4 protein-coding genes are annotated in these 26,042 nt (G+C 50.1%); all 4 read right to left on the minus strand.

Features of this window, described 5'->3' with window-relative positions; genetic code table 11:
- Window positions 1-7: 7 nt before the first annotated feature.
- The gene (locus BR62_RS0106475) at window positions 8-6,220 is read right to left on the minus strand and encodes a beta-ketoacyl synthase N-terminal-like domain-containing protein (RefSeq protein ID WP_032870133.1); all 6,213 of its coding nucleotides are present in this window, start codon (window positions 6,218-6,220) and stop codon (window positions 8-10) included.
- Window positions 6,217-12,369 carry a type I polyketide synthase gene (locus BR62_RS0106480; RefSeq protein ID WP_032870135.1) on the minus strand — a complete coding sequence of 2,051 codons (6,153 nt, stop codon included), beginning with the start codon at window positions 12,367-12,369 and terminating at the stop codon, window positions 6,217-6,219. The genes BR62_RS0106475 and BR62_RS0106480 overlap by 4 nt, the downstream gene beginning before the upstream one ends.
- 22 nt (window positions 12,370-12,391) lie before the next feature.
- Entirely contained in the window at window positions 12,392-20,110 is a 7,719-nt protein-coding gene (locus BR62_RS0106485; protein ID WP_032870136.1) for an SDR family NAD(P)-dependent oxidoreductase, read from the minus strand.
- 4 nt (window positions 20,111-20,114) lie between these two features.
- Window positions 20,115-26,042 (minus strand): beta-ketoacyl synthase N-terminal-like domain-containing protein (locus tag BR62_RS0106490; RefSeq protein ID WP_156097772.1); only part of this gene is annotated, 5,928 nt, incomplete at its 5' end.

Consider the following 26,042-nt stretch of genomic DNA (forward strand, 5'->3'; position numbering starts at 1 on the left):
TGTGAAATTAAGGTCTTGTTTTGGCGGGCTTCTTCAGCATCTCACCATGCACGTTCAGTATCTTTTCCTGCAGCTGCAGAAAGCTGTGTTCTGTCATTCCGTCTGCCGAATATAAAACGCCGCAAAATTCAGAAATTGTTTCGGCTGCGCTGTCTTCAGCCAATAACGTCATATGGTTGGATACCGCCACATCCATGATGGCAATGTTTGTCATATGCTCTTCCCACTGGCTCCAATAGTTGACGAAATCAGCGGATAAAATATCAGCCCTGATTGTAAAATACGGATCAAGCTCACCCAAGAAAATACCGTTTTTATTTCGGAAATAATAGCATGTCACCCCGTTCGGATCCGGAAGCGGCAGGAGTTCGTAATCAGTGATTTCGTAAGCGTCCTGAACGTTTATATTCTGCCTGATCAGATTTTTCACCAACGCGTCCGTCTTCGTTAACCCCCGCTGTTTGGCTTTTGCGATTAATTGCTCTAAAAATATGTCTTCATGAAGAGCGGCATTCAGTTCATCACGATGAATCAAGGTTTCAGAAATGCGTTCCGGATGTTGATAGATTGGTGCAAATAAAGCCATGTTCACCGTCTGCAGCATCATATTTTTATCAAATAATTCATCAGGAATGTTTATTTCCCGCGCACCCGCTGAGTCAAAGGAGTCGAGCATGACGATTGACTCAACGGTTTCTCCAGCCAGCTGCAATTGCCGGGTGACTTCATAAGCGAGCATGCCCCCTAATGAATAGCCGCCCACATCGTAAGGACCCCGGGACTGCACGGTACGTATGAGCTTAACGTAATATTCCGCCATTTTTTTAATGCCGCGGATCGGTTCCCGGTCTGTCATCCACCCTCTTGCCTGAATTCCGTAAAAAGGACGCCCGGTCCGTTCGGCAACAGGCTGGTACAGCTCCACTGCCCCCAGCGCGGAATGAAACCAGAAAATCGGTCTTTCCTTTCCACCCGGGTTAAGACAGATCAGCTCGGGCGGTTCTTGATCATCTGTCTCTTCTGATATATCGTTTTGTTTCGTATGTTCCCCATGTACTTCCTCGGTGTCTTTTTGGACAGAACCGGTCAGATACCCGGCTAATGTTGCGATTGTCGGATATTCATAGACCAGATTTGCCGTAATAGACGCTTGATAGGTTTTATTAATGGACTGAACCCATTCCACACCGATAATAGAATCCAGCCCCATCTCAATGAATGCCTCATGCTCATCAATATCTTCCGGCTTCAGAAACAGGATGTCCGCAAGGCTTTCTTTGAGCTCTTTGCGCAAAGTGCCGTCAGAGATGCCGGCAAGGGGAGTTTCTGCTTCCGGGATTTGCGGACGTACCGCTGTTTCCTCCGCTTCAGCATACTCGGATTTCTTTATTTGTCCCGCTATATATTCCGCCAGCTCTTCAAGCGTCGGGTGTTCATACACCTTATTGGCAGTAATCTCAGTGTGGTACGTTTTATTTACTGATTGTATCCATTCAACCCCGATAATGGAGTCAAGCCCCATGTCGATGAAAGGCTCATCAGCATCAATATCTTCCGGTGACAAAAATAAAATATCTGCCAGGCTTATCCTCAATTCTTCAAGCAATGTTCTATTGTCTTCGGAAACGGCTTTTTCTGGCTGTTGGACAGAAACAGTACAATCCAAAGGCTGTAACACGATTGGCTTTTGCAATGTCTCCGGTTCAAACGCTGTCATTTCGATCTCAGTTAAAGGACTCAGAGAAATCAGCCCTTCATGTTCAGGCGGCGAAGACGGGGGAACGGTTTGCGTTTCAGACTTTTTCATGGCCTGTCCTGGTAAAGAACTGTTTACATCAGCCGCCCAATACCTTTCTTTTAAAAACGGGTAGGCAGGAAGCGGCGTTTTATAATATTGCCCTCCGTCAAAAAGCCGTGTAAAAGGAAGATCATACCCTCTGCAAAAAAGGTCAGCGATATGTGCCAGGCTTTCTCTGTACTGCGCGGGCGAAGCTGCCGAGCGGCACTGTTCAATGCATTCCATTCCGAATGTTTTCATTCCGGCTTCTTCTGCCGGCTTCTGATCCTTCAAATTGGACACAAACACACCCGGAAGCTCTCGTTTTACAAGCCACTCCAATAATACCCGCTTCAGTTCGTCCGCACTGCTTACGATACAGGCAAACCGGTGATGTAAATGCTTTCTGCCGAGCAGGAGCGTATAACTTATATTTCCCAGATCGCTGTCTTTGTTCTTGCTGAGTGAATCCAGCAGGCGTTCTGCCTGAATTTCCAGCTGACGCTCCGTCCGCGCAGATAAAGGAATGAAGCAGGCCGGTTTTGCCGGCGACCGGCGCACGGTTTGCGGCGCCTCTTCAATCACAAGATGGGCATTTGTTCCGCTGAATCCGAATGAACTGATAGCGGCTCTGCGCGGTGCATCCGGATTCCGTTTCCACGGTATCAGCTTTTCATTCACAAAAAACGGGCTGTCCGCAAATTGAATATGCTGATTGGCTTGGTGAAAATGCAGGGAAGCCGGAATCTGCCGATGCTTCAGCGACAGCAGGATTTTAAACAGTCCGGCCATCCCCGCGGCCGCAGCGGCATGTCCGAGATTGGTTTTCACAGAGCCGATGGCGCAATATCCTTTTTTATCCGTATAGCGGCGGAAAGCGCGCGTTAAGGCGCCGAATTCGATCGGGTCGCCCAGTGCAGTGCCCGTTCCGTGAGCTTCCACCATTTGAATGGTTTCCGGATCAATGTGGAAAGTATCATAGACATGACGTTCCAATCGTTCTTGAGAAAGCGCGCTTGGAGCGGTGATTCCGTTTGTAGCGCCGTCCTGATTCATTGCAGATCCTTTTATGACGCCGTACACATGATCTCCGTCACTAACGGCGTCGCTAAGACGTTTCAGCACCACCGCTCCCACGCCTTCACCAGGCACGAACCCGTCCGCGCTTTGATCAAACGTATGGCAGCGTCCGGTCGGTGACAGCATATTCGCCTTATTTGACGACTGATAAAAAGCGGGAGTGGATTGAATGAAAACCCCGCCCGCAACCGCCATTTCCGTTTCTTTCGTCCAAAGCCCCTGACATGCCAAATGAATGGCTGTCAGCGAACTGGAACATGCCGTATCAACAGTGATCGCCGGACCTTGTAAATTAAGGTGATAGGCGATCCTTGCCGGAGTGACGGAATTATGATTGCCCCAAAAAGCCTGCGCGGGCCCCTGCTGTTTAAAAATGGCCTGGTAATCTCCGCCGCAGGAGCCGGCATACACGCCGCATTCCCGGCCTCTTACCGAGTCTCCCGCATATCCCGCATCTTCAAGCGCTTTCCATGATTCTTCCAAAAACAGCCGCTGCTGAGGGTCCATATAGGTCGCTTCACGTCCCGATATATGAAAGAAAACGGGGTCAAAACATTCAATGTCCTCTATAAAACTGCCATACTGGCATTGGCTGTCAGAGACATCCCATCTGTCTGCTTTTTTAATCAGATCCCGCCCGGCGGCTAAGTGTTCCCAAAACTCATGGACATTCTCCGATTCAGCAAACCGCCCGCTCATCCCGATAATCGCGATCGGTTCTTTTTCATGTAACACAGCTGCTGATTTTACTGTTTCGGCCGGATCCTTTTGTTCGGGGCGGTACGTCATTTGATACGGTTCAGAAACGCTGATGACGATTTTCCCGATATTTCCGCGGTCATCAAGACAGTGATACGCTTCTTTTATGTCTTCAAAGGAAAAGATTTTTGAGATGACAGGCTGAATGACTCCCTCTTCCGCCAGCCGCTGCAGTTCCAATTGATAGTCCTTGACCTGGTCCGGATTTTGAAGGGACAGCTTCCGCAAATCCACGCTGTGAAACGATTGATTGTTATGAAGGACGGACAAGTCGACTGATTTAGCGGATTTCAGCGCAGTCATGGCAATTTCGATATATCTTCCGCCCGGCGCCAGGCAATTCATTCCTTTTTGCATGGCATCACCGGCCAGGGTATTAATGACAACATCCACCCCCCGGCCGCCGGTCATTCGCATGATTTCCGTTTCAAAGTCTTCTTCTAAATAGCAAATGGTATTGCGGACCCCGAGCGAATGCAAATACTCAATTTTTTTCTGTGATCCGGCCGTGGCATATATTTCCGCGCCGATATACCGGGCCATTTGCACCGCGATCAGCCCCGTTCCTCCCGTCGCGGTCTGAATTAATATTTTTTCGCCTTTTTTAAGTCCGGCTTTCCGGAAGGCGTCTATCATGGTCACCGCCACGGTGGGAAGAGCGCATGCTTCTTCAAAGGTCAGCCGGGCCGGTTTATGATAGACTTGATGTTCTTTACATGTGATGAGATTCGCCTGAGATCCAAATTCCTCTCCCATGCCGACAATCACTTCATCACCCGGAATGACGGATGTTACATGCCTCCCTGTCTTGATCACGACGCCGCTTGCTTCAAATCCCGGAGTGAACGGATAAGGCGGCATCGTCGGGTACAGCCCTCTGACACAAAGCAAGTCTCCGAAGTTTAAAGAAAAGGCGCGGACGGCTATTTGAACCTCGTCATCTTTTGTCTCGGGCACTTCACTGCGGGCAATCGTCAGATCTTCAATGCCGCCCGGACGGTCAATCACAACCCGGAACATTCCCGAGTCATCGGACTTTGCGAAAGAAGGCGGCATACGTTCTTGTTTCGGTTTCTGATAACCGTTTTCCTTTCTTTCCGTCTGCAGAGGTTTTTCAGCAGGCCGTTCTTCCTGAAGCGTCGGGCGGATTTTCGCTCTTTCGGTCTCCAGAGAAGAGGCTATGATGGTTTCGTATTCTTCCGAGATATAACCGGTCAGCAGTTTCACATGATAGTAATCAAATAAAATCGTTGTCTGCAGTGTAAGATTCAAACGCTTATTAATCTCGTTAATCACATTGACGGCCAGAATGGAATCAATGCCGTAATCAGAGAAATTCAGTTCTTCCTGAATATCCTCTTCTTTCATTTTTAATACATCGGCAATACTTGTTTTGATGACTGAGCGGACATGGGAAGCGACCGATTCCCCATCAGCCTTAACAGCTTGATGCTCCTCTGGCGCGCGGCTGCGGGAAACAGGCTGCGCGGGCTTTCGGAAAACTTCGGCCGGGGCGGCGTATGGCTTTCTGCCGTCTCTGATCCCTTGCATCCGGACGAGTCCGTCACTCTCAGCTGCGATAATCTGCTGACCTAAATCATGAGCCGTTTCAGCAGGGAAACAAACCGCTCTGTATCCTTCCGAATGCAGCACACGCTCCCACGATTTTGGATATAAGCCGGGACTTCCCGGAATCCGAAGCTCAGCATCCTCATAGGACCACCAGCCGTCAAGCAGCCCGAAGGTTAAATGGGTAAAAACAGAACAATCGCTGATTTCGTTTATCAGAATCATCCCGTTGTATTTCAGGAGCGCTTTCAGACGGCGCAGTGTCAAACCGATATTTTTTGTGGCGTGAAGCACATTGGCGGCGATGACAATATCGTAAACACCCGTTTTGATATTTTGTGATTCGCAAGGCTCCTCCGCATTAAACAAGGCTGTTGTCAAATACGGCACATCAGGTCCGTATTCCTGTTCGGCATGCATTAAAAAAGCTTTAGAAACGTCCGTATAACAATATTCCGCAATCTGTTTTGCAAATGGTTTCAGTTTTGTAAACAGCATGGCGCTCGTTCCGCCCGTCCCGGCCCCTACTTCTATCAGCCTGATACGGGCATCGGGGTGTTCTGTAAGATAGGCTTTCAGGTAAGCGGCCGCAGAATCTGCTAACACTTCATTAAAATAATCCGCAACGGGATTATGCTTATAAACACCTTCAACGAGCCGCATTGATGAATCGGGAAATACGATATCCGTAGCCGGACGTTCTCCTTTTAAAATTAAAGGCATCGCTTTTATCGTCGCCTCGGCCAATTCAGCTTGCGCCTGCTCCCCATTGGGAAGCAGGCGTTTATGGGCATTCCACTCATTCCAGACTGTGCGGCCGTCCGGGCGCTGATCCGTGAGGAGGGTGATCGTGTATCCGTCATACGCGATATATCCGTTTTCTTTTAATAGATTCAGGCTTTCTTCCAGCCATCTGCCGTATGTGCCGATCACGCCGGCGCTCCGCATGGATGCTGCAGGTGTGGTGACAGGCTCGCTGAAAAACCCGATTGACTGTAATTGGTAAAAGAGCAGTTTGCAAAGAAGGCTGTTCATATGCGCAACTCCATTTCTCGTTTTAAAGTCTCAAGCCGTTCATTCCGATCCGGATTTTGCCGCTTGACGCTTTCCATAAATGAAGGCTTCGGGCCGGATACAACCGATATTGCATCTTGATCCGTCAGCGCGGCTAAGCCGTGCGGAGCAGCTTTGATGAATGCCGCTTGGCTGAACGGTTCTGATAGTAAGACTTCCAGCGCCTCCATTGCTTCATCGGGTTCAATAGAACCGATCCCTGACGCCTCCATCCGTTTTCTGTAAGACGGGTCTGATACAACACCCAGACTGCCCCAATATCCCCAATTCATGACTTTCACTTCACAATCAAGCAAGGAAGCGATATGGCGGGCAAAGGCGTCTTGAAATGTACACCCTGCCGCATAGTTGCTTTGCCCGGCATTTTTTGTGAAAGAATTTACGGATGAGAAAAACAGCACAAAATCAAGCGGTTCTTCCTTAAAAGCTTCGATCATTCGGACGCTCGTATTCACCTTAGCTGAATAAGCGTTTCTGAAAGAAGCTTCATCCATATTCGCTATACTTTTGTCGGCAAGCGTTATCGCGGAATGGATGACTCCCGTTATATTGCCGTATTGCTCTCTTACGGAACGGACGGCCGCTTTAAGCGCTGCGGCATCTTGAGCATCAGCCTGTATATAATGCGGCGCGGGGCCTGATAGCGCCAGCCTGTCTATTTTGCTCTGAATCTCCTGATCCTTCGGCCGCCTGCCGATCCATATCATCCGTGCCTTGTAACGGGTGATCATGTATTTGCTCCATGCTTCTCCGATGCCGCCCGCTCCGCCGATGACAGCATAAACGCCGCCTTCTCTGTACGACATACGCGGAGCGGAACTTGTCAGCACCCGGACTGTTTTTTGCTTGTGCCAAGCTCCGTTACGGTACGCGGCAGCATTTCCGTCCGGATCTGGAGGAAGGCGCCAGATGTTTTTCATCTCAGACGAATCACTGCCTTCTTCTGCATCAATCAGCCTGATGTCCCAGTTCGGATATTCTTTTGCCAATGAACCGATCAAACCGTGTACGCCTGCATGCTCAGGCTGCGGCAGATCACCCGGATACACGGACTGTGTCTGCCGGGTCACCGCCGTAAAGCTGATGTTTCGGTTTCCATACCCGAGTGACAGCAGCGCTTTGATGAAACGGAAACATTGAATCACCCCATTCTCCTGCTCATCAAGCATTTCCTGACTGACGGATGCGGGTGCGAAACGATCCGGCGCAATCCATAAGAAATGGCGGATATCCTGATACCCGGCTGTCAATTCACGTAATGTTTGCTCGCTTGAATGATCCGGCGTCTCCGCCAGATGGGCGCGGGGCCACATTTTTGCCGCAGCCTTTATTGTATTTCCCGGCTTTCCGATGATCAGCAATTGTTCCTGATCAACCGCTCGATTTTCTTCCAGAGAAAAGAAAGTTTTGTCCCAAACAGGGGCAAGCATCGCCGTCTGAACTTCCTGCCGTTTGCTTTCGATTTGGTTTGTCTGCCGGACAGCCCGGCAGGAGAAGCCTGTTAATCTCATACAAACAGCGCCGTTTTCATCACATAAATCAATATCCAGCGTCAGCGCTCCGTTATCTGACCGATCGCTCTGTTTGCGGACAAGCGCCCACATCGTTTTCTGAGTCGGCTGAAATATTTCTGCCTGCCGCAGGGAAAACGGCAGCATCGGAGTGTCTTCGGCAGTATCTGAACCGGCACCCAGTGACGCCTGAAACGCGGCATCTAGAAGACTCGGATGGATGACAAACTGATCGGCGGTACTGTCTGCCGTTTCCGGCAGCGACAGCCGGGCTGCAGCACCCCTCTCTCCGATCATCAGCTGATCAATTCCTTGATGGCTCGGCCCGTATATCATACCCGCATGCCGGAAAGCCTGATAAACCTCATCAGACGGCATAACCGATTGGCTGCAGCCGGACAGCCAGCCCTCTAAGTGAACTGACGGAACCGCTGCTATCTCTCCTGATACCGCGGTGCCTTTACTGTATATAATCCGTTCTCCCCCGGGTTCTTCCGATAGGCTGTAAATCGTAAATTCAATGTCTTCATTTCCCTTAAGGATAAGGCTGATATGGACTTCTACATCCGTCCCCTTATGAACGACAGGCCTCATCCATATGAGATCTTTCAAATACAGTCCTTTACGTCCGTCCGGCACAGCGTATGCGGCACGCTCAACGGCCGCCCTGGCCATTTCGATCACGGCGGCTCCCGGGAGCACCTTCTCCCCATTGACTGTGTGGTCAGTGAAAAAGAATTCCCGTCCGGTAAAAACGGATGTGAATTTCAGCTCCCACAGATCGGATGTATTTTCATGAAGCAGCGGATGGATCACCGTTTTGCCGTCATTCCGTTTTGAAACCGCCTCGGCTTCATCTTGAATCCAGCATCTGACCTTTGCAAACGGATAGGCGGGAAGGCTGATTCTCCGGGGTTTTTGTCCCGAATATAACAAGTTCCAGTCCACATCGACTCCCTGCACCCACATGTTCAGCAAATGACCGTACTTTCTCTTTTTCAGCCATTTGACCATGGCTTCCTGCAAATCTTCATCAGATTCAAACACAGCCACTGTCTCATGATTTCGCTTCGCCCGCCCTCTGTAAAGATGCGGTACGTTTTCATTTTCCAAGTACGATCTGAGCTTGTCCTCCAGCTCCTTAAGAGAGTCCGCAATGAAAGCCAGCCGCTCATCCATCGCTTCCCGCCCCGCTTGTAAAGTGTACGCGACATCAAATAAGTCCGGCTTATCCGTATGCTTCTTTTGAAGAAAAGCAAGAAGGCGCTCCGCATATTCTGTCAGACGCTCCCCATTTTTCGCAGACAGCAGAATGACAGCCGGCTCTTGGCTGCTGATTGCTTGTTTGACAGGAGCCTCATATTCTTCAATAATGATATGCGCGTTAGAACCGCCCGCACCAAAGCTGCTGACCCCCGCCCTGAGCGGCTGTTCTGCTCCGTCTGCTGCAATCCGTTTCCAATCTGTTAATTCCCGGCAGACGGAAAACGGTCCTTCATCAAATTGGATATTCGGATTTAAAACATCTGCATGCAAAGATGGGGCGATTTGTTTGTGCTTCATCTGCAGCAGCACTTTTGTGACAGCGGCGATGCCTGCTGCAGATTCCCCATGTCCGATATTTGATTTGACAGACCCGATGAGACATGTTTCAGGAACATCACCGAATGCATCGGTTAAAGCCCGGATTTCAATCGGATCGCCTAATTTCGTCCCTGTCCCGTGCGCTTCCACATAGCTGATCTGGCCCGGAGATACCCCCGCCTCCTGTAAAGCTTGAGAAATGACTTCGCTTTGCGCCTTGGGGTTCGGTACGGTGTAACCGCTCGCTCTTCCGCCGTGATTAATGGCAGCTCCCTTAATGACGCCGTAAATCCGATCTCCGTCTTGTACGGCGTCTTCTAAACGTTTAAGAAGCAGCACCCCGACCCCTTCTGCCGGAATATAGCCGTCACCCCCGGCGCCGAAACTCCCGCAGTGTCCTTTAGATGAGATGAACTGCCCCTGGCTCAGCATGAAGTACTTGTTAGGATGAACGGTGAGATTCACTCCGCCGGCAAGCGCCGCGCGAATCCGATGATCCCGCAGATCCCGGCACGCCATGTACAATGAAGTCAGCGAACCCGAACACATCGTATCGACCGAAATGCTCGGCCCTTGAAAATCACAAAAATAGGAGACACGGTTAGCAATGGATGAAATCCCGCCGGGGAGCCCGATATGCCGTCCTTTCACTCCCGCTTCAGCCGCGAATAGCGGGTATTCCTGATACATGACACCGGCATACACACCTACCTGACGGCCCAGTTCAGGTGATATCCTCGTATATCCCGCATCCTCCATGGCCATCCACGCATGCATTAAAAACAGCCGTTCCTGAGGATCAAGGTGTTCCGCTTCACGGGGGGAAATCTTAAAGAACTCAGGATCAAAATCGGCGATCCCGTCAATGAATCCGCCCCATTTGCTGTAGATCGCTCCCGGCGCCGTCCGGTCCTCGGAAAAGTAATGTTCCCATTTCCAGCGGTCTTTCGGAATTTCGGTAATACAATCCTTTCCTTGTTTGAGATTTTCCCAAAACGCATTGATATCATCGGCCTGCGGATACTTGCCGGAAATCCCGACAATGGCAATATCCAGCGGTTTTCCTTTCGTTTTCTGACGGCTTTGATTCCCGGACGGGGCAAAAGACGCATTTTCAAGCCGATTTGGCTGAAGCACTTCTTTCACAGACGCGTTTTTCAATTCCGCCAGCTGTTCCCCGGTATGACTGAGGACTGCGGCATCAAATGAGAGAAACCCGTCTTTTTTATGTTTGATTGTATTCACCACATAGGCGGTATCAGACATGACTGGTCCGTAAAGCGTCAGCCTCTCAATCATGAGCGGGACGTGAATCCGCTTTTTCAGCTGCAATTCTTCTTCACCGAGCGACATATAACAAGAATTCAATATAAGCGGGTCAAATGCAAAGTGACGCAGATCGCCTTTTTCTTTTTTTCCTGATAAGTCCAGCTGCAATAAAAAGGAGCTCTCACTCATTTTGTATCCCGCCGTTACCGTTTTCAGCATCGGGCCTATCGTGAAGCCGGCAACCGAATCGTACAGACGGGAAATAACATCCGGTGCTACCTTTTGTGCATGCGCCTTCATTTGTTCAACGTCATACGATTTTTTTACGGGTGTCTCTATACCTCTGCTTATTTCTCCTTCGGCACACGTCTTCCGGCTTTCTTTACCGGAAACAGTGCAGCTTGCGGTAAAGCGTTCGGCATTCTTTTCTGCCGCAAATGAAATGTCAATCTGTGCGGCCTCTCCCGGCTCCAGCGTGACGGGCCCGCCCGTAAAGCGGATATCTTTCAGCTCGGCGGGATACGTGCCGGAATGAGACGCTCCGGACGCTTCAAGCACCAGACACGGATACACTACACCCATCAGTGCCGGTTTGCCGAAAACCAGATGATCCTGAAGGAATGCTTCATGTTCATAGAAAGTAAATGTCTGACTGACTGATTGCGTTTCAGAGACCGGTGCTGCATCCGCGACAAGGCCGGAAGATTCTTCTGTTCCTTTTGTTTTTATGTCTTCAAGCAGTTCGGATATGCTGCTGCACTCAAATAAAAGAGTCGGATTCAGCCGCAGATCAAACGCCCCTTCGATGTCTTTAATAATGGCCAGAAGCTGTGACGATTCAAGGCCTAATTCAAAAAATACGGTGTGCGCATCATTTCTTGTGACAGGACGGCCTACGTATGTTGAGAAAATGCGGTATAAGGTTTCCTCCATCTGCTGAACGCCTGGTATCAGCTGCCGGTCTGTCCGCACCTTTTTGGCTGTCAGGCCGAGCAGTGAAGCAATATGCGCACCGCTGAGGTTGTAAAAGTCAATATCCATTTTCACCATTTCAGAAGGCATGCCGGATTTTTTCGAAATCACCGCGTAACAGCGCTCCGTAACGGTTTCAGCGGCACTAAACGAATCATAATAAATCGGTAAAAACAAACCGGCGCCTGCAGCTGTCTGCAATACGCCGGAGGCCATGGCGGCACCGTCCATCAGCGCGGGATGAAAGAGAGCGCCGGGGAGATTTTCCTGGCATGAATCAGACTGCCGAATATCAAGGAAACATTCCTCTTCATTTGCATAGATCTCTCCCTCCGGCTTCATCAGCCCGTCATGCGACAGTCCGCGGCTTCTCGCGTCTTCGTAAACCGTATGCAAGGAGACTGATGGAAGCGCAACTTGTTTTTTCTCTTCCGCGTCAAGGCGCTTATCTGATGAGAAAACCCCTTCATGCACCTCCGCTGATAAGAAAACCGTCCCGGAATCCGCCCCGCAAATCGAGGCAGTCCAGAACTCCTTTTCTTTACTGAACATGACACTCACATCAAGCCGCTCTGACCGTTTCACTGATAAAGGATGATAAATGGTCACCCGTTTCAGACAGATGGAACGGAATGAAAGATCAAGGCTTTGCTTTGCCAGCTGATACAGCATATCAATATAGGCCAGACCGGGCATGACAGATTCTCCGTGAACAAGATGGTGTTTCATAATGGGATGTTCTGCCGTCAGGCGCAGATTCACTGTTTTTTTCATGGTTCGTCCCCTTTTAAAAACGTCACGTTGTCACCTGCCAAAACGAGTCTGCAGGTGCAGTGCTTGTCTCTGCTTTTTTCTCATATTTCTTTAAAAGATCCGCAATGTCTGTTTTTTCATTACTTGTTTTTTCCGCTTCATTCTCCGTGCTGTTCCAGCCGCCCAAAAGCGGGTAGTGTTTTTTTCTGAATTCCGGCGGCTGAGGCGCCAGGTGATGTTCCCGCTGCCTTTCACCTCTGTATTCTTCAACGAGGATATGAGCATTTGTCCCGCCGTCAGGAAATGAACTCTGAGCTGCGACGCGGGGTTTCTTCTCTGAATGCCAATCAACGGGTTCACGATTAAAATGAATACGCGACGCTTTAAAGTCATAATGTTCAAATGGCTCACGCGCTGATAAGAAAGGCGGAATCCGCTTGTGATAGACGCTCAGCACACAACGGATGAAGCCCGCAAGACCTGAAGACAGAAGCAAATGCCCTACATTCGGTTTCACCGATCCGATCCGGCAGGGCAGAAGCGTTTTCCGGTTCAGCTGATAGACATCTGAGAGCGCCTTGATTTCCACCGAATCAACGATTGGGGAACCGCCTCCGTTCACTTCTATATATCCAATGTCTTCGGGCGACTTTTCCGCCATGTCAAGCGCAGTTTGAATGGCGTCTCTCTGCGCTCTTATATTCGGTGAACCGGGACCGAGCGTCCGGCCGTCATTGTTTACCGAGACGGCTTTTATGACGCCGTAAATACGGTCTCCGTCCCGCACCGCATCGCTCAATCGTTTGATAAAAACCGCCCCCGCTCCTTCTCCGAGCACTTCTCCCGCTGATTCACGGTCGAATATATGAAACACGCCGTTCTCATTTAAAATATGGCGCGCTCCGAATAACCGGTGCGCGGACGGAGATAAGAGCAGACTCACCGAACCGACTAAGGCCGCGTCAATCCTTCCGGCCAAAAGGGCGTCTTTTGCAAAGGACAGCCCGATCAGCCCTGAGGAACATGCTGTATCCACGACAAGGCTCGGCCCTGTGACATTCAAAAATCGTGAAATGTTGGCCGCCAAATAGTTTTGCCCCGCCCCCAAAATCGGGTTAGGCGCCTGCAGGATATGTTCCATACCGGCTGAAGGCTGCGCCCTGCCGCCGATGTACACGCCGACTTTCCGGCCCGATAAATCCTTTTGGCCGTACCCGGCATCATAAACGGAATGAACCGCTTCTTCTAATATGATCCGCGCCTGCGGGTCCATAATTGCCGCGTCTTTTTCAGAGATGCCGAAAAATCCCGCATCAAACATGTCGATATCATCAATCCACCCCGCATAATCCTTTGCATTTGCTGTTGCATGCCAGCGCGATGCGGGGACAGGCCGGATGGCGGTGTTTCCTTTCATCAGCAGCTCCCAAAAAGCATCCGTTCCACCCGCCCCCGGAAAACTGCAGGACATGCCGACGACGGCAATATCGTCTTCGGTATCCGCTTTCGGCTTCGTGGATGTTCTCTCTTCAGCGGCGGCGGTTAAATCAGGCTCTACGTCCCTGTCTTGAACGAAACCATTTTCTTTTGTCACAAAATCGGCTTCATGATGCGCTGCGAAATAGTCAACCATTTCTGTAATCGTTTGATATTGAAGCATTAAGGACGGTGTTAACTTAATGCTGATCCGTTTTTGCAATGATTGAACCAATTCCGCAAAGAGTATTGAGTCAATCCCGTATTCATCAAACGGCATATCATCTTTTATCTGCTCATCCGTCATTTTCAGTTCTTCGCTGAAAACGGTGCGCACCCATTGACGAATCATATCCTTCACCTTTTGGTCACCGGCAGTGCTTTTTTTCATGGGAGCTTCAGATTTCTTCACCTTCAGAAGATCACCAAAATCAGCCTCACTGTCTTCGGGAACACAAGGAATTCCGCAGCTTTGTCCGTTTAAAATGATGTAATCTAAAAACTTCAGTCCGTCTTCGGCAGACAGCCTGGAAAGTCCTGATTTTTGATAAGCAGGTGTTTCCGGCAGGCCTTCAGCCATGCCGGTTTCTTTCCAGACGGGCCATTGAACGGCTTTAACAAACACGTTTCCTTTACCTGCTTGATGATTTGCAAAAGAGTCCATAAATGAATTAGCCATCGCGTAGTCACTTTGCCCCGCAGCAAGCGAAGGGATCAGGCTCGAAACGGATGAGAACAAAATAAAAAACGACAGCGGCTCATTCTGAACGGCTTCAAAGAGACCGCGAAGCCCTGTTACTTTCGGCGTGCAAACGCTTTCGATTTCAGTTTCGGTTTTGTTATAAAAAGCGGGGTGTTCTCCCATTGCACCCGCGCAATGAAAAACGCCGGTAATCGGCCCCATCGTGCCGCGGATGCCGTCCGTCATGTTCCGGAGCCCCTTTTGATCCGTAAGAGAAACGCTGTAATAACGGATCTCCGCGCCCCGCTCGGCTAACCTCTGCATCCGCTCGGCTTTTTCCGGGAGAATGCCGTCCTTTTTCATGTCTGCCCACTCTGAGGAATCAGGAAGCGGCTCCCGACCCATGATGACCAGTTTCCTGCAGCCGCGTGAAACGGCATGCTCCGCCGCAATTGCGCCGATTCCGCGCGATCCGCCCGTTATTAACAGCACATCATCAGACGAATAGGAAAGCTCAGGCGCCGCCGAAACATTCATACCCTGCTTCAGAAACGGCACATAACGGCGATTCAGCCTGTAGCAGCATTCACTGCCGCTTTTGGCCCGCGGCTGTAAAAATTCAGTCTCAATCTGTCTGCTTAATTCTTCTGTATGCTCAATCGCACAATCGCTATCTATCGTAAAAGAATGAATGTTGGCATACTCAGCGCCCAGCATCCGGTACAGCCCCGCCGTTTTCGCCCCTTGCATCAGAGGTTTACTTTCCTTGAAAGGCTGGAGGCGGTGTGTCACTTGGCTGAACACAGCGCCGCTATGACGGAATGATTCAAGAGCCTGCTGTAAAAAGGCAAGCTTTCCGTGTTCTATCTCTTCCTGCCGTTCATATTCCGCGTCATATGCGGTTATGTCGACGACCCCGAGTATCTGTTTGTTTTGAAGAGACTCCCGCACTCTGCCGTAAAGGTTTCGCCCCGATGCGGCGGCGTAATAATCGGCGCCGTCTTTTGCCTGATGGATGAAGCAGATCGTTTCAATATGGCCGTTTCCTTTAAAAAGAGCATCGGCCAATCGGCTCGTCTTATCAGTTGCAAGTATCATTACTGTTCCTGATAATGCTTCAGACTCCGCCGGATCTTGCTGCTTCCAGTCTTTTTGAAGAATGATCTTTTGGTTTTCCGCCGGTTCGTCTGTCTGTTTCTGGATATCCGCAGGCACAGGCACCCAATACCGCTCCTTCGCGAACGGATATACAGGAAGGCTGACCCGTTTCGCCTTCTCTCCTTCATATAACAGGCTCCAGTCAACGGCGGCTCCTTTTGCCCACTCAGTGAGCAATCTGGAATATTGCTTGTTTTTCAGCAGCTCGGCCATTCCACTTGATGAAATATCATTTTGAGCATGTCCGCGGAAACACCCTTCAATTTCTGTTTTCCGTTCAAGCACATCCTTCAGTTTCGCTTGCAGGCCGCAAACGGATGTAACGATAAATGCCAGCCGTTCAGGCATCGCTTCTCTGCCAGCTTGAAGCGTGTAGGCCAGGTCTTTAAGGTTGACTTCTTTTTCCCGTAAAAAGCGGTCATACCGTTTGACATATTCCAATAGCCGTTCTTCATTTTTTGCCGAAAGCAGAAACAGAACAGGCTCGTCTTCCCGTATACTCACCGGTTTCTTTTCAGCCTGCGGCGGCAGATATTCTTCTATGACAAAATGGGCATTGCTCCCGCTTGCGCCAAAAGAACTTAAACCCGCTCTTCTCGGCTGGTCAGGATGTGACGGCCGTTCCCATTCTACCAGCCGGTCCGCCACATAAAACGGCGTGTCCGGAAACGGAATATGGGGATTCAGCGTGTCCGTGTGCAATGACGGAAAGATTTCTCCATGCTTCAGCTGCAAAAGCACCTTTGTTAATCCGGCGATCCCGGCTGCTCCTTCTAAATGGCCGATATTTGATTTGGCAGAGCCGATGGCGCAAAACCGCTTCTTGTTTGTCCATTTGCGGAAAGCGCGGCTCAGCCCTTCAATTTCAATCGGATCACCCAGAGACGTGCCTGTTCCGTGGGCTTCAATATAGCTCAGTGTCTCCGGATCAATGCCGGCACCCTGAAAAGAATCTGTAATGACTTCCGCCTGTGATGCCGGATCAGGCACGGTCAAACCGGATGTTTTTCCGACATGGTTTAAAGCGGAGCCTTTTATGACGCCATATATCGGACAGCCCATTCTTTCCGCTTCTTGAACGGTTGTCAGTAACACCGCGCCGACGCCTTCTCCCGGCACATAACCGTCACCGCCGTCGGCGAAGCTTTTGCAGACGCCTTCTGAAGACAGAAATCCGGCATTCGCCAAAAACGCATATTTATGCGGGTGTGTGACCGCATTCACACCGCCGGCAATGGCGAATTCGCACTCCCCTCTTTTAATGCTTTCACATGCCAAATGTATGGATGTGAGCGAAGAAGAGCACATCGTATCAACAGCCATTGACGGCCCTGTAAAGTTCAGGCAGTGAGACACGATATTCGGAACAGAGGCAGGCGTCACGCCCATAGACAGCGGTGTGCCCCGCTGTGTGATTTCAGCGCCGAACAGCTCATAATGGCTCCAAAACACACCTGCGAATACCCCGACGCGTTTTCTTTTTTGTGAAGATGGCCCGCGCGCCGTTCTGTCTTGATAAAAACCGGCATCTTCACAAGCTTCCCAAGCCGTCTCTAAAAACAGCCGCGCCTGCGGGTCCATCATTTCAGCCTGGCGCGGAGTCAGATTGAAAAACAGCGGATCAAAGCTGTCTATGCGATCTAAAAATCCTCCGTAACGGTAGAACTGATCTGCTTCATATGAGAAAGGATAACCTTTCCATCTGTCTTTCGGCATTGTTGTGATGCAGTCTTTCCCTGAGCGCAGATTTTGGTAAAATTCTTCGATGCTTCCCGCCTGCGGGTATCTTCCCGCCAATCCGATTACCGCAATATCGTGCTCTTCTGTATGTCTCTCTTGTTTTCGGCTCCTTCTCTTTACAGCTGCATGGGATAATGAAGAGCGGTTCTTGTCTGCCATCGGAACCAATCGGGCCATGCTTTCAGTTACAGCGGGCTCCTTCCCGTATAAAATAACAGATTGCAGCTTGCCGAGTCGCAGCATATATTCAAGTGAAGCCATCCCTTCCCCGGCCGGAAGCGGGCTGGTGCCAGTTGCATCATTCATGATCTCTTTCATCAAGCTGTCAACCTGCATGCCGCCATCTTCCCAAAGCGGCCAGTTGATTGTTATAGAAGCCCCGGTCCGTTCGCCTTTTTCCGCTTTGCAATCGCGATATTTCATATATTCATCCATAAAAGCGTTCGCTGCGGCATAATCTGTCTGGCCGGCATTTCCGGCCAACGCCGAGAATGAGGAAAAAACGGCGAAAAATTCAAGCGGTTCATTCCGTGAAGCTTCGTCCGCATGAATCAGGCCGCTGATTTTCGGCAGGAACACCCGCTTCAAGTCAGAACTGTCTTTTTGGATGATAAATTGATCTTTTAAAACACCGGCGCAATGAAAAATACCCGTCAGCCGGCCGAAGGTTTCTGTAATCTGAGCAAATGCCCGCTCTGTTTCGGCTTTGCTGCCGATGTCCGCTTGAACGTAAAGAACTTCTGCGCCCAATGCTTTCAGTCTGCTGATCTTCTCAGACTGTTCCGGCGAACGGCCGATGAGTGCGAGCTTCACCTTTTCTTTTTCTGCAAGGTGACAAGCAAGCAGAAATCCAAGACCGCCGAGGCCTCCTGTAATGACATATACGCCGTTTTGTTTCCAAGGAGACTGTGTCTGCCCGTCCAGTTTCTCAATACGTTCGAACAATCTGATCTGCCGTATATTTCCTTTATACCGAATATCTGTGCAGCCTGCATGAGAGCAGTCTGCTTCTGTTCTTATCATTGCCGCCGTCTCACTTGGCAATCTCTCATTCTTGTCACAGAAGGTGATCACCTGAGTGCGAAGAGCCGGATTTTCCAGATGTGCCGTTTTCAGCATAGCCCCGAGAGCGGAAGACAATGCCGCTCCATTCTCAACGGCGCATACAAGCTGAATCAATGTATGTTCTTTCGGATGGTCTGTCAGTTCCCGTTTGAGCATACGAAATATGCGCTCGGCATCTGCTCCAAACTGCTCATCTGCAGCCTCATGCTCCCTTTTCAGTTCTATCACTTCCGCTTCCGGGCAATGTGCGCCGAGTTCACCGGTGAGACGGGGCCCTGCATCGGCAGCGATAATGAGATGACGGGTGTGTTTTTGCCCGTTCTGCACCGCCGTTTCCAGCGGATGATCTTTCCAGGCGGGTTCAAAAAACAGAACCTCATCAGCAGTGTCAGCGTCTGATGTATGCCGTTCTTTTGCCGAATCTTTCAGCACACAGCCCGCTTCATTGATAAGGTAATCCGCAAGGCGGCGGACAGATGAATATTCAAAAAGCAGTGTCGGATAAAACTGCTGTTGAAAAGTCTGCTCTAATATCTTTACAAGCTTCAGCAAATGCGCCGAGTCAAGCCCCATATCATAAAAGCCTTTCCGCACATCAATATCCTGTGCCGGACGATTGACCAGCCTGGCGATTTCCGACTTTATGTAAGTCACCATGTTTTGTTCCGGCGTTTGCTGTTCAGACACGTCTTCTGCGGCCACAGAATTTTCCGACTCACCACGGCCGCTTCTGTTCTGCTGAGGCGGCTTCTCTTTGTCTATCAGATGGGTAATCATATTCGCTTGTCTGACCCTTTTTACTGTCAGTTTCTCACATTCGGCCAATACGTTCCCTGCCCTGTCGTAAATCGTGAAGTCGGCCGAATACACATCAGGTTCGCTATCTGATACGCCGCTTTCAGTGCGGCTGTTTTTCGCAGAATAAGTGTAAATCGTTTTCGGAAACGGCTGATACATGCAAAAACGATTGATCATAAAAGGAATATAAGGTGTGTCATTCTGCTTTTGGGCCGACAATGCAAAGGAAGAGCCGGCAAGGGTGGACGCATCCAAAAAAGCCGGATGCGCCTTAAATTTCTCCCGGAATCCTTCAGCCAAATCACTCAGAGTAAGCTCCATTAATTCTTCTTTATCCTGAAGCTGATAAACGGCCCCTTCATTTTTCATAAACTCGCCATGCTCAATATGGCTTCTTCTTGCAATTCCATAAATGTCATGCATGTCCCATTTTCGGCTTGCGTTTTTCATGAACGCTTCAATATTCAGTTCTTTTGCCCGCGGCGTGTCTTCTTGCAAATAAAGCTGGCATTCCATATTCTCATCCCGGTTTCCGCCAAGCGGTGTGCCGTTTTTTGCTTTTTCGCTAGTAATCTCAACTTTCCAGCTGTCACGCGCCGGCGTAAAGGTCACATACAGGTGTTTATCAAACTCTTCAGATGTTACAACAGGCTGCTTAAAAATAATCTGTCTTAATTCTATAGGGCGTTCACCGAGATACCCGGCGGCGAGCCGATACAGCATATCTATTAAAGTCACGCCCGGGAGGACGCGGATTTGATGAACGCGATGATCCCGGACGATATAATTCGTATGGCTGATTTTCTGCAGGAACGTTTTGACTTGATCGGTGGCAACTGCCAATCTATCACACCTCGCTTATTTCAAACATTGCTTCTGTGCCCGCCTCATTTTCTTCCGCTTCGGACAACTGTGCTTTTTCAGGCCAATACCGCTGTTTTCGGTATACTGTCTGGCCGCCTTTCGGTTCCATGGCCGCTTTTCGCTCTTTCGGAATTCCTTCGTTGCTGACAATGATATGGGCGTTATTCCCGCCCAAACCGAACGCGCTGACCCCGGCCCTGAGTATCTCTTTTTTTCCGTTCCACCGCTTCAGCTCAAGCACAGGATAAAGCGGAGAATCTTTAAATTGGAAGCGGGGGTTCGGTTTATGGCAATGCAAAGTCGGCGGCAGTTCTTCATTGGCAATCGCCAGCAAAACTTTGATGATTCCCGCCGCGCCCGCCGCACTCAGCAAGTGGCCGATATTGCTTTTGACGCTTCCTACACCGCAAAATTGTTTTTCATCGGAATAAGCAGACAAGACATTGGTTAATCCCTTTAATTCAATCGGGTCGCCGATCAATGTACCGGTTCCGTGCGTCTCTACGTATGTCATGGTGTCCGGATCGATTTCCGCTGACTGAACCGCCTGCTCAATCAAGTCCTGCTGCGCCCGGGGATTCGGCGTCGTCACGCCCATTGTGCTGCCGTCATTATTAATCGCAGAGCCGTCAATAACGCCGTATATTTTATCTTCGTCTTCTATCGCTTTTTCAAGCGGCTTCAGCACCAGCACACCACAGCCCTCTCCGATTCCTGTTCCGTCCGCATCGGCATCGAAAGATTTTGAACGGCCATTTGGCGATAAGATTCTCGCCGCGCTCATTGTGAGAAAAGGTTTTTCATCAAGCAAAATGTCAACCCCGCCCGCAAAGGCCGCTTCCGCTTCTCCATTTTGAATAGCCTGCACGGCCAAATGAATTGCCGTAAGCGAACTGGAGCAGGCCGTATCCACGACCAGGTTGGGCCCTGTAAAGTTATAAATGTGCGCCATGTGTGCGGTAATAAAATTTTGCCCCGCGCCAATAATCGCGTCTTTTTGCAAATATTGAAATTTCTGATGGAACGCACCTGCCCTTGCACCGGCAAAAACGCCGATACGGCGGCCCCAGAGATCCTCTTTTTGATAACCGGCATCGGCCAAAGCTTCCGCGCTCACTTCGAGCCACTGCCTTTGCAGCGGGTCTATCATCGGTGCCAGCGTTTCTGAAATATTGAAATACTCCGGGTCAAATTGATCAATATCGTGAATAAAACCGCCCCATTTACTGATGCTTTTTCCTTCTTGATATTCACCCGGCTGATAGTGTTCCCCGGCACTCCATCTGTCCGGCGGAACTTCAGTGACGGCATCCGTTCCGCTGCGGAGATTCTTCCAAAATTCTTTTATATCCCCCGCTTTCGGAAAATGACAGGCCATGCCGATGATCGCAACCTTTCCCCGTTTCCCGGGGTTATCTGCCGTTTTTTTGCTCCGTTTCGGCGTCTTCTGCAAAGGGACCTTCTCCGCGGGAACTGTTGCATCTGCCGAAAAAGCTTCCGGACAATGTACGGCTAAATAATCCGCGAGCTGTTCTATGGTAGGGTGTTCCAGAAGGACAGTCGGATCAATTGAAACGGACGGCAGTTTTTGATCGATCTTTGTCAGCACTTGCGCCAGAAAGATAGAATCCATTCCGTATTCCTGAAAAGGCACATCGATATCCATATGCGTTTCATCGATACTCAGCTCTTTTGCCAAAAGCGACCTCAGCCAAGATTGAATATCAATCCGGTTATGTTCCCGTTTTTTTGTTTCAGGAGGTTTGGAAGCTGTTCTCATTCCTTTATGGGCGGCTGGCTTGGCATTTTCCAGCGCTTTGGCGTCCCAATCATGTTTCACTTGTGCCGGCAGCACGACAGCTCCGGGTCTTTCTCTTAAAATGTAATCAAGCATCTTGAGACCTTCAGCGTCAGAGTGCCGCAGCAATCCCGTTTGCTCATAAATCCCGCTTTTTATATCCCTGCTCATGCCCGTCTCATCCCATGCCGGCCATTGTATGCTAATGATGCCGCTCTCATTGTTTTCTGCAAAATAGTCCATATAAGAATTAGCCATCGCATAATCGCTCTGACCCGCCGCAAGAATCGGGACGGATGCCGAGACAGATGAAAACAGAACGAAAAATGCCGGCGTATCATCCTTTACACTCTCATACAGACTGTGAAGGCCGTCTGCTTTCGGCGCGAGCACCCGCGCAATACTGTCTTTGGATTTACGGAGAAAAGCAGGGTTTTCACGGTCCGCAATTCCCGCGCAATGCAGAATGCCTCCGACAGGTCCGAGCGTTGAGGTTACCTCTTTTATAAGCCGTCCGACGGCCTGCTTATCCGTCAGATCAACTGCTGAGACGCACACTTTTACGCCTTGTGATTCCAGCTGCCGGATAAGCTGTATTTTTTCCGAAACGACAGGGTCTGTTTGCTCAAGATCCCACTCGGTTTTCGGCGGCAGCTCCTTTCTGCCTGTCAGAAGCAGTTTCTTCACACCGTATGCGGAAACGAAATGCTTGGCGCATAAAGCGCCGAGTCCGCGCGTTCCTCCGGTTATCATCAGGACGGCGTCATTTGGAAACGCAGTCCGGTCTGTTTGCACGGCTTCTGGTTCAATCTGATCAGTCTGCCGAAGAACATAGCTGAAGCGCATGCCGTCCCTGCAGCAAACAGCAGACTCCGTTAAGTCTGATTCAATTTCTTGTTTAATAAAAGCGGCTGTCTGCTCCAGCGGCCCTTCAGGATCAATATCGGCGTGACAGGTGAGAATATGGCTGTATTCATGCCGCAGCATGCGATAAAGCCCCGCTTTTTCAATACCATGCATGACGGCAGCCTTATTTTTGAAGGCTTCAAGCCCTTTTGTAAGATAAAGCATTTTCATGTTTTCTTGTCCGCGGCCGTATTCAATCAGCTGCTGCAGCGATGCCACCCAGCTGATGTCCTGCCGCTTTTGTCGGGAGCCGCAGCCGGTGAAGTCAATAAACCCGGAATAGATGGCCGCGTTCGGATCCTGTAAGAAAGAGATGAGCTGATTTTCCTGCACAATGTCAGCATCATTCAGCTGTTTTTTCACCTCGGCGGCAAGGTCTTTTGTATCTTCAGAGACGATGAGCGCTATTTTGTTGTTGAACGGCTCGGATGAAGACACTGCCTCGCACGGTTCCCATGTTTTTTGCAATAATACTGTTTTTTGATTCGAAAGCGGCAGCTGCTCCCGTTTCGGCACCCAATAGCGGTCGGCTCTGAACGGATAGGAGGGCAGGCTGATGCGGCGCGGTTTCCTGTCCGTATACAGCTGCTCCCAATCTGTGTCAAATCCGTTTGCCCAGAGCCGCAGCACTTTCCTGTATTTCTTTTTCTCAAGCCAGGCGCTGACGAGGTCAGCAGCGTCTTTATCGTCTGAGAACATGGAGATCGTGTTATTCTCGCGTTTTTTACGGCCGCTGATGATATCTTCGCTGTTTTTTCCCATCAGAAACGCGTTCAGTTTTTCAGTCAGTTCCTCTGCGGAGCCTGCAATGATTCCCAGCCTCGCTTCCATCGCATCCCGTCCGGTCTGCAGTGTGTATGCGGCATCTGCAAGATCGATATTGCGGGATGATCCGTTTTGGATAAAATCGCGAAGGAGACGCGCTCTTTCTTTCAGCCGCTCTTCATTTTTAGCCGACAAAACAAAAAGAGATGACGCTTTCTCACGGGTTTCCTGCTGTTCCGTCTCACTTCTGCCCATGTATTCTTCAATAACGATATGCGCATTGACACCTCCGAAACCGAATGAGCTAACACCCGCCCGGCGGGGCAGGACCCGGCCGTTTTCATCACGCAGCGCTTCCCACTCCTTTGTTTCTGTCACAATGTAAAACGGGCTGTCCTTCAATTTGATATGGGGATTGATGTTCTCGCAATGCAGACTTTTGGCGAGCGTCCGATGTTTCAGCTGCATCAATACTTTGATAACGCCCGCAATACCTGCTGCGAGCTCCAAATGTCCGATATTTGTCTTCACTGAGCCTATCCCGCAATATCCGCCCGGCGCCCCGTCTGTTTGGAAAGCTTTTTTCAATGCATTGATCTCAATCGGATCTCCGAGTGCCGTTCCGGTTCCGTGCGCTTCTATATAAGTGATGGTTGACGGGTGAATACCGGCTTTTTGATGAGCGCTTTTCAGCACATCCGTCTGAGCCTGCGGATTCGGCGCGGTAAGTGACGCTGAGCGTCCGCCGTGATTTTCCGCTGTACCGCGGATGAGGCCGTAGATGTGATCCCTGTCACGCTCAGCCTCTGAAAGCTTTTTCAAGACAATCATGCCGGCGCCCTCTCCTCTGACATAACCGTCAGCCTGATCGGAAAATGTTTTGCAGCGCCCGTCTTCACTGAGCATGCCTGCTTTTTGAAAACCGATATGCCCTTCAGGCGTGACGATCGTGTTGACGCCCCCTGCGACCGCCATATCACAATCTCCCGTTTCAATGGCTTTTACCGCGCGGTGAATGGCGACTAAAGAGCTTGAACAAGCGGTTTCTACCGGCTCGCTCGGCCCGTGGATATCAAGAAAATAACTCATCCGGTTCGGCCCGACGGACGGCACGATTCCGGTCATCGTATACCCCTCGACAGGAAGACCCGCCTTATTGATTAAAGTTTGATATCCGCTTCCCAGTGTGCCGGTGAAAATGCCGGTTTTTGTTCCGGCAATCCGTTTTGCTGAGTACCCCGCGTCTTCAATGGCTTTCCACACATACATCATTAATAGACGCTGCTGAGGATCCATCATTTCAGCTTCTTTCGGAGATATCCCGAAAAACAGCGGGTCAAACCCGGCGATTCCATCTATGAAACCGCCCCATTTAATTGACGTTTTATTTGCATCCGCTGCCGGATCGCCGTAATATTCGCGCCAATCCCAGCGATCTCGGGGAATTTCTGTGATGCAATGCTCTCCTTTTTGTAAACGTGTCCAGAATTCATCTATGTCTTTCGCCTGCGGAAAAATACCGCTGATTCCGATAATGGCTATCGGTTCGGTTTTTTCTTCTGATTTTCCTTTTACGGATACGGGCGTTTCCCGCTTGACATGAACGGCCGCCGGAGCTTCAGCTTTTCTTATTCCGGCTTTTGGAGCGGTTTTTAAACTCTCTCTTTCTAAGCCGCTGAATGCTTCTTTCCATTCAGATATCAAATGGCCGCTCAGTTTGCGCAATGTCGGAAATTCAAAGAAGATAGTCGGGCTGAGCTCAAGCTGATAAGACCGATTTAATAGATTGGTAAATTCAGTGAAGATGATCGAATCAAATCCGTATTCCGTCAGTTCGCTGTCAGCCTCAATATCTTTCATGCTTACCTTTAAAAGATCTGATACATGCCGCTTTAGTTTCTCTTGAACCTGATCTTTCAGATCTCTTGCATCTGCCACTGCCGGAGCTTGTCCGGCGGCGCTTTGTTCTTCGCCCAGATCGAAAATATGGCTGCGGATCCGTTTTTCGTCGCCTTCTGCCACCATGACCTGATGTTCTCCGGAGGCAAAAGCGGCGTACAGTGCTTGGATGCCTGAGGCTGATCGCATGGCTTTCATTCCGGTCTGTTCGTACATCAGCCGTTCGGTCTCTTTGTCCACGCGCATACCGCCTTCTTCCCAAAGCGGCCAGTTGACGGAGAGGGTCTTCCCGCTCCGCTCGTTGTCCCGCACGAGACGGTTCCGGCGGGCTGCATAAACATCCATAAATGCGTTGGCTGCCGCATAACCGGCCTGCCCCGGATTTCCCATACCTCCAGCCAAGGAAGAAAACAGAATGAAAAAATCCAGCCGCACATCTTTCGCTGCTTCATCAAGATTGATAAGCCCTTTCACCTTCGGCGCCATGACGGTCTTCCGTTCGTTTTCTGTCTGGTTCAGAATGTAATTGTCAGCGATCACGCC

This window comes from Bacillus sp. UNC69MF (assembly GCF_000746035.1).
Classification (GTDB): domain Bacteria; phylum Bacillota; class Bacilli; order Bacillales; family Bacillaceae; genus Bacillus; species Bacillus velezensis.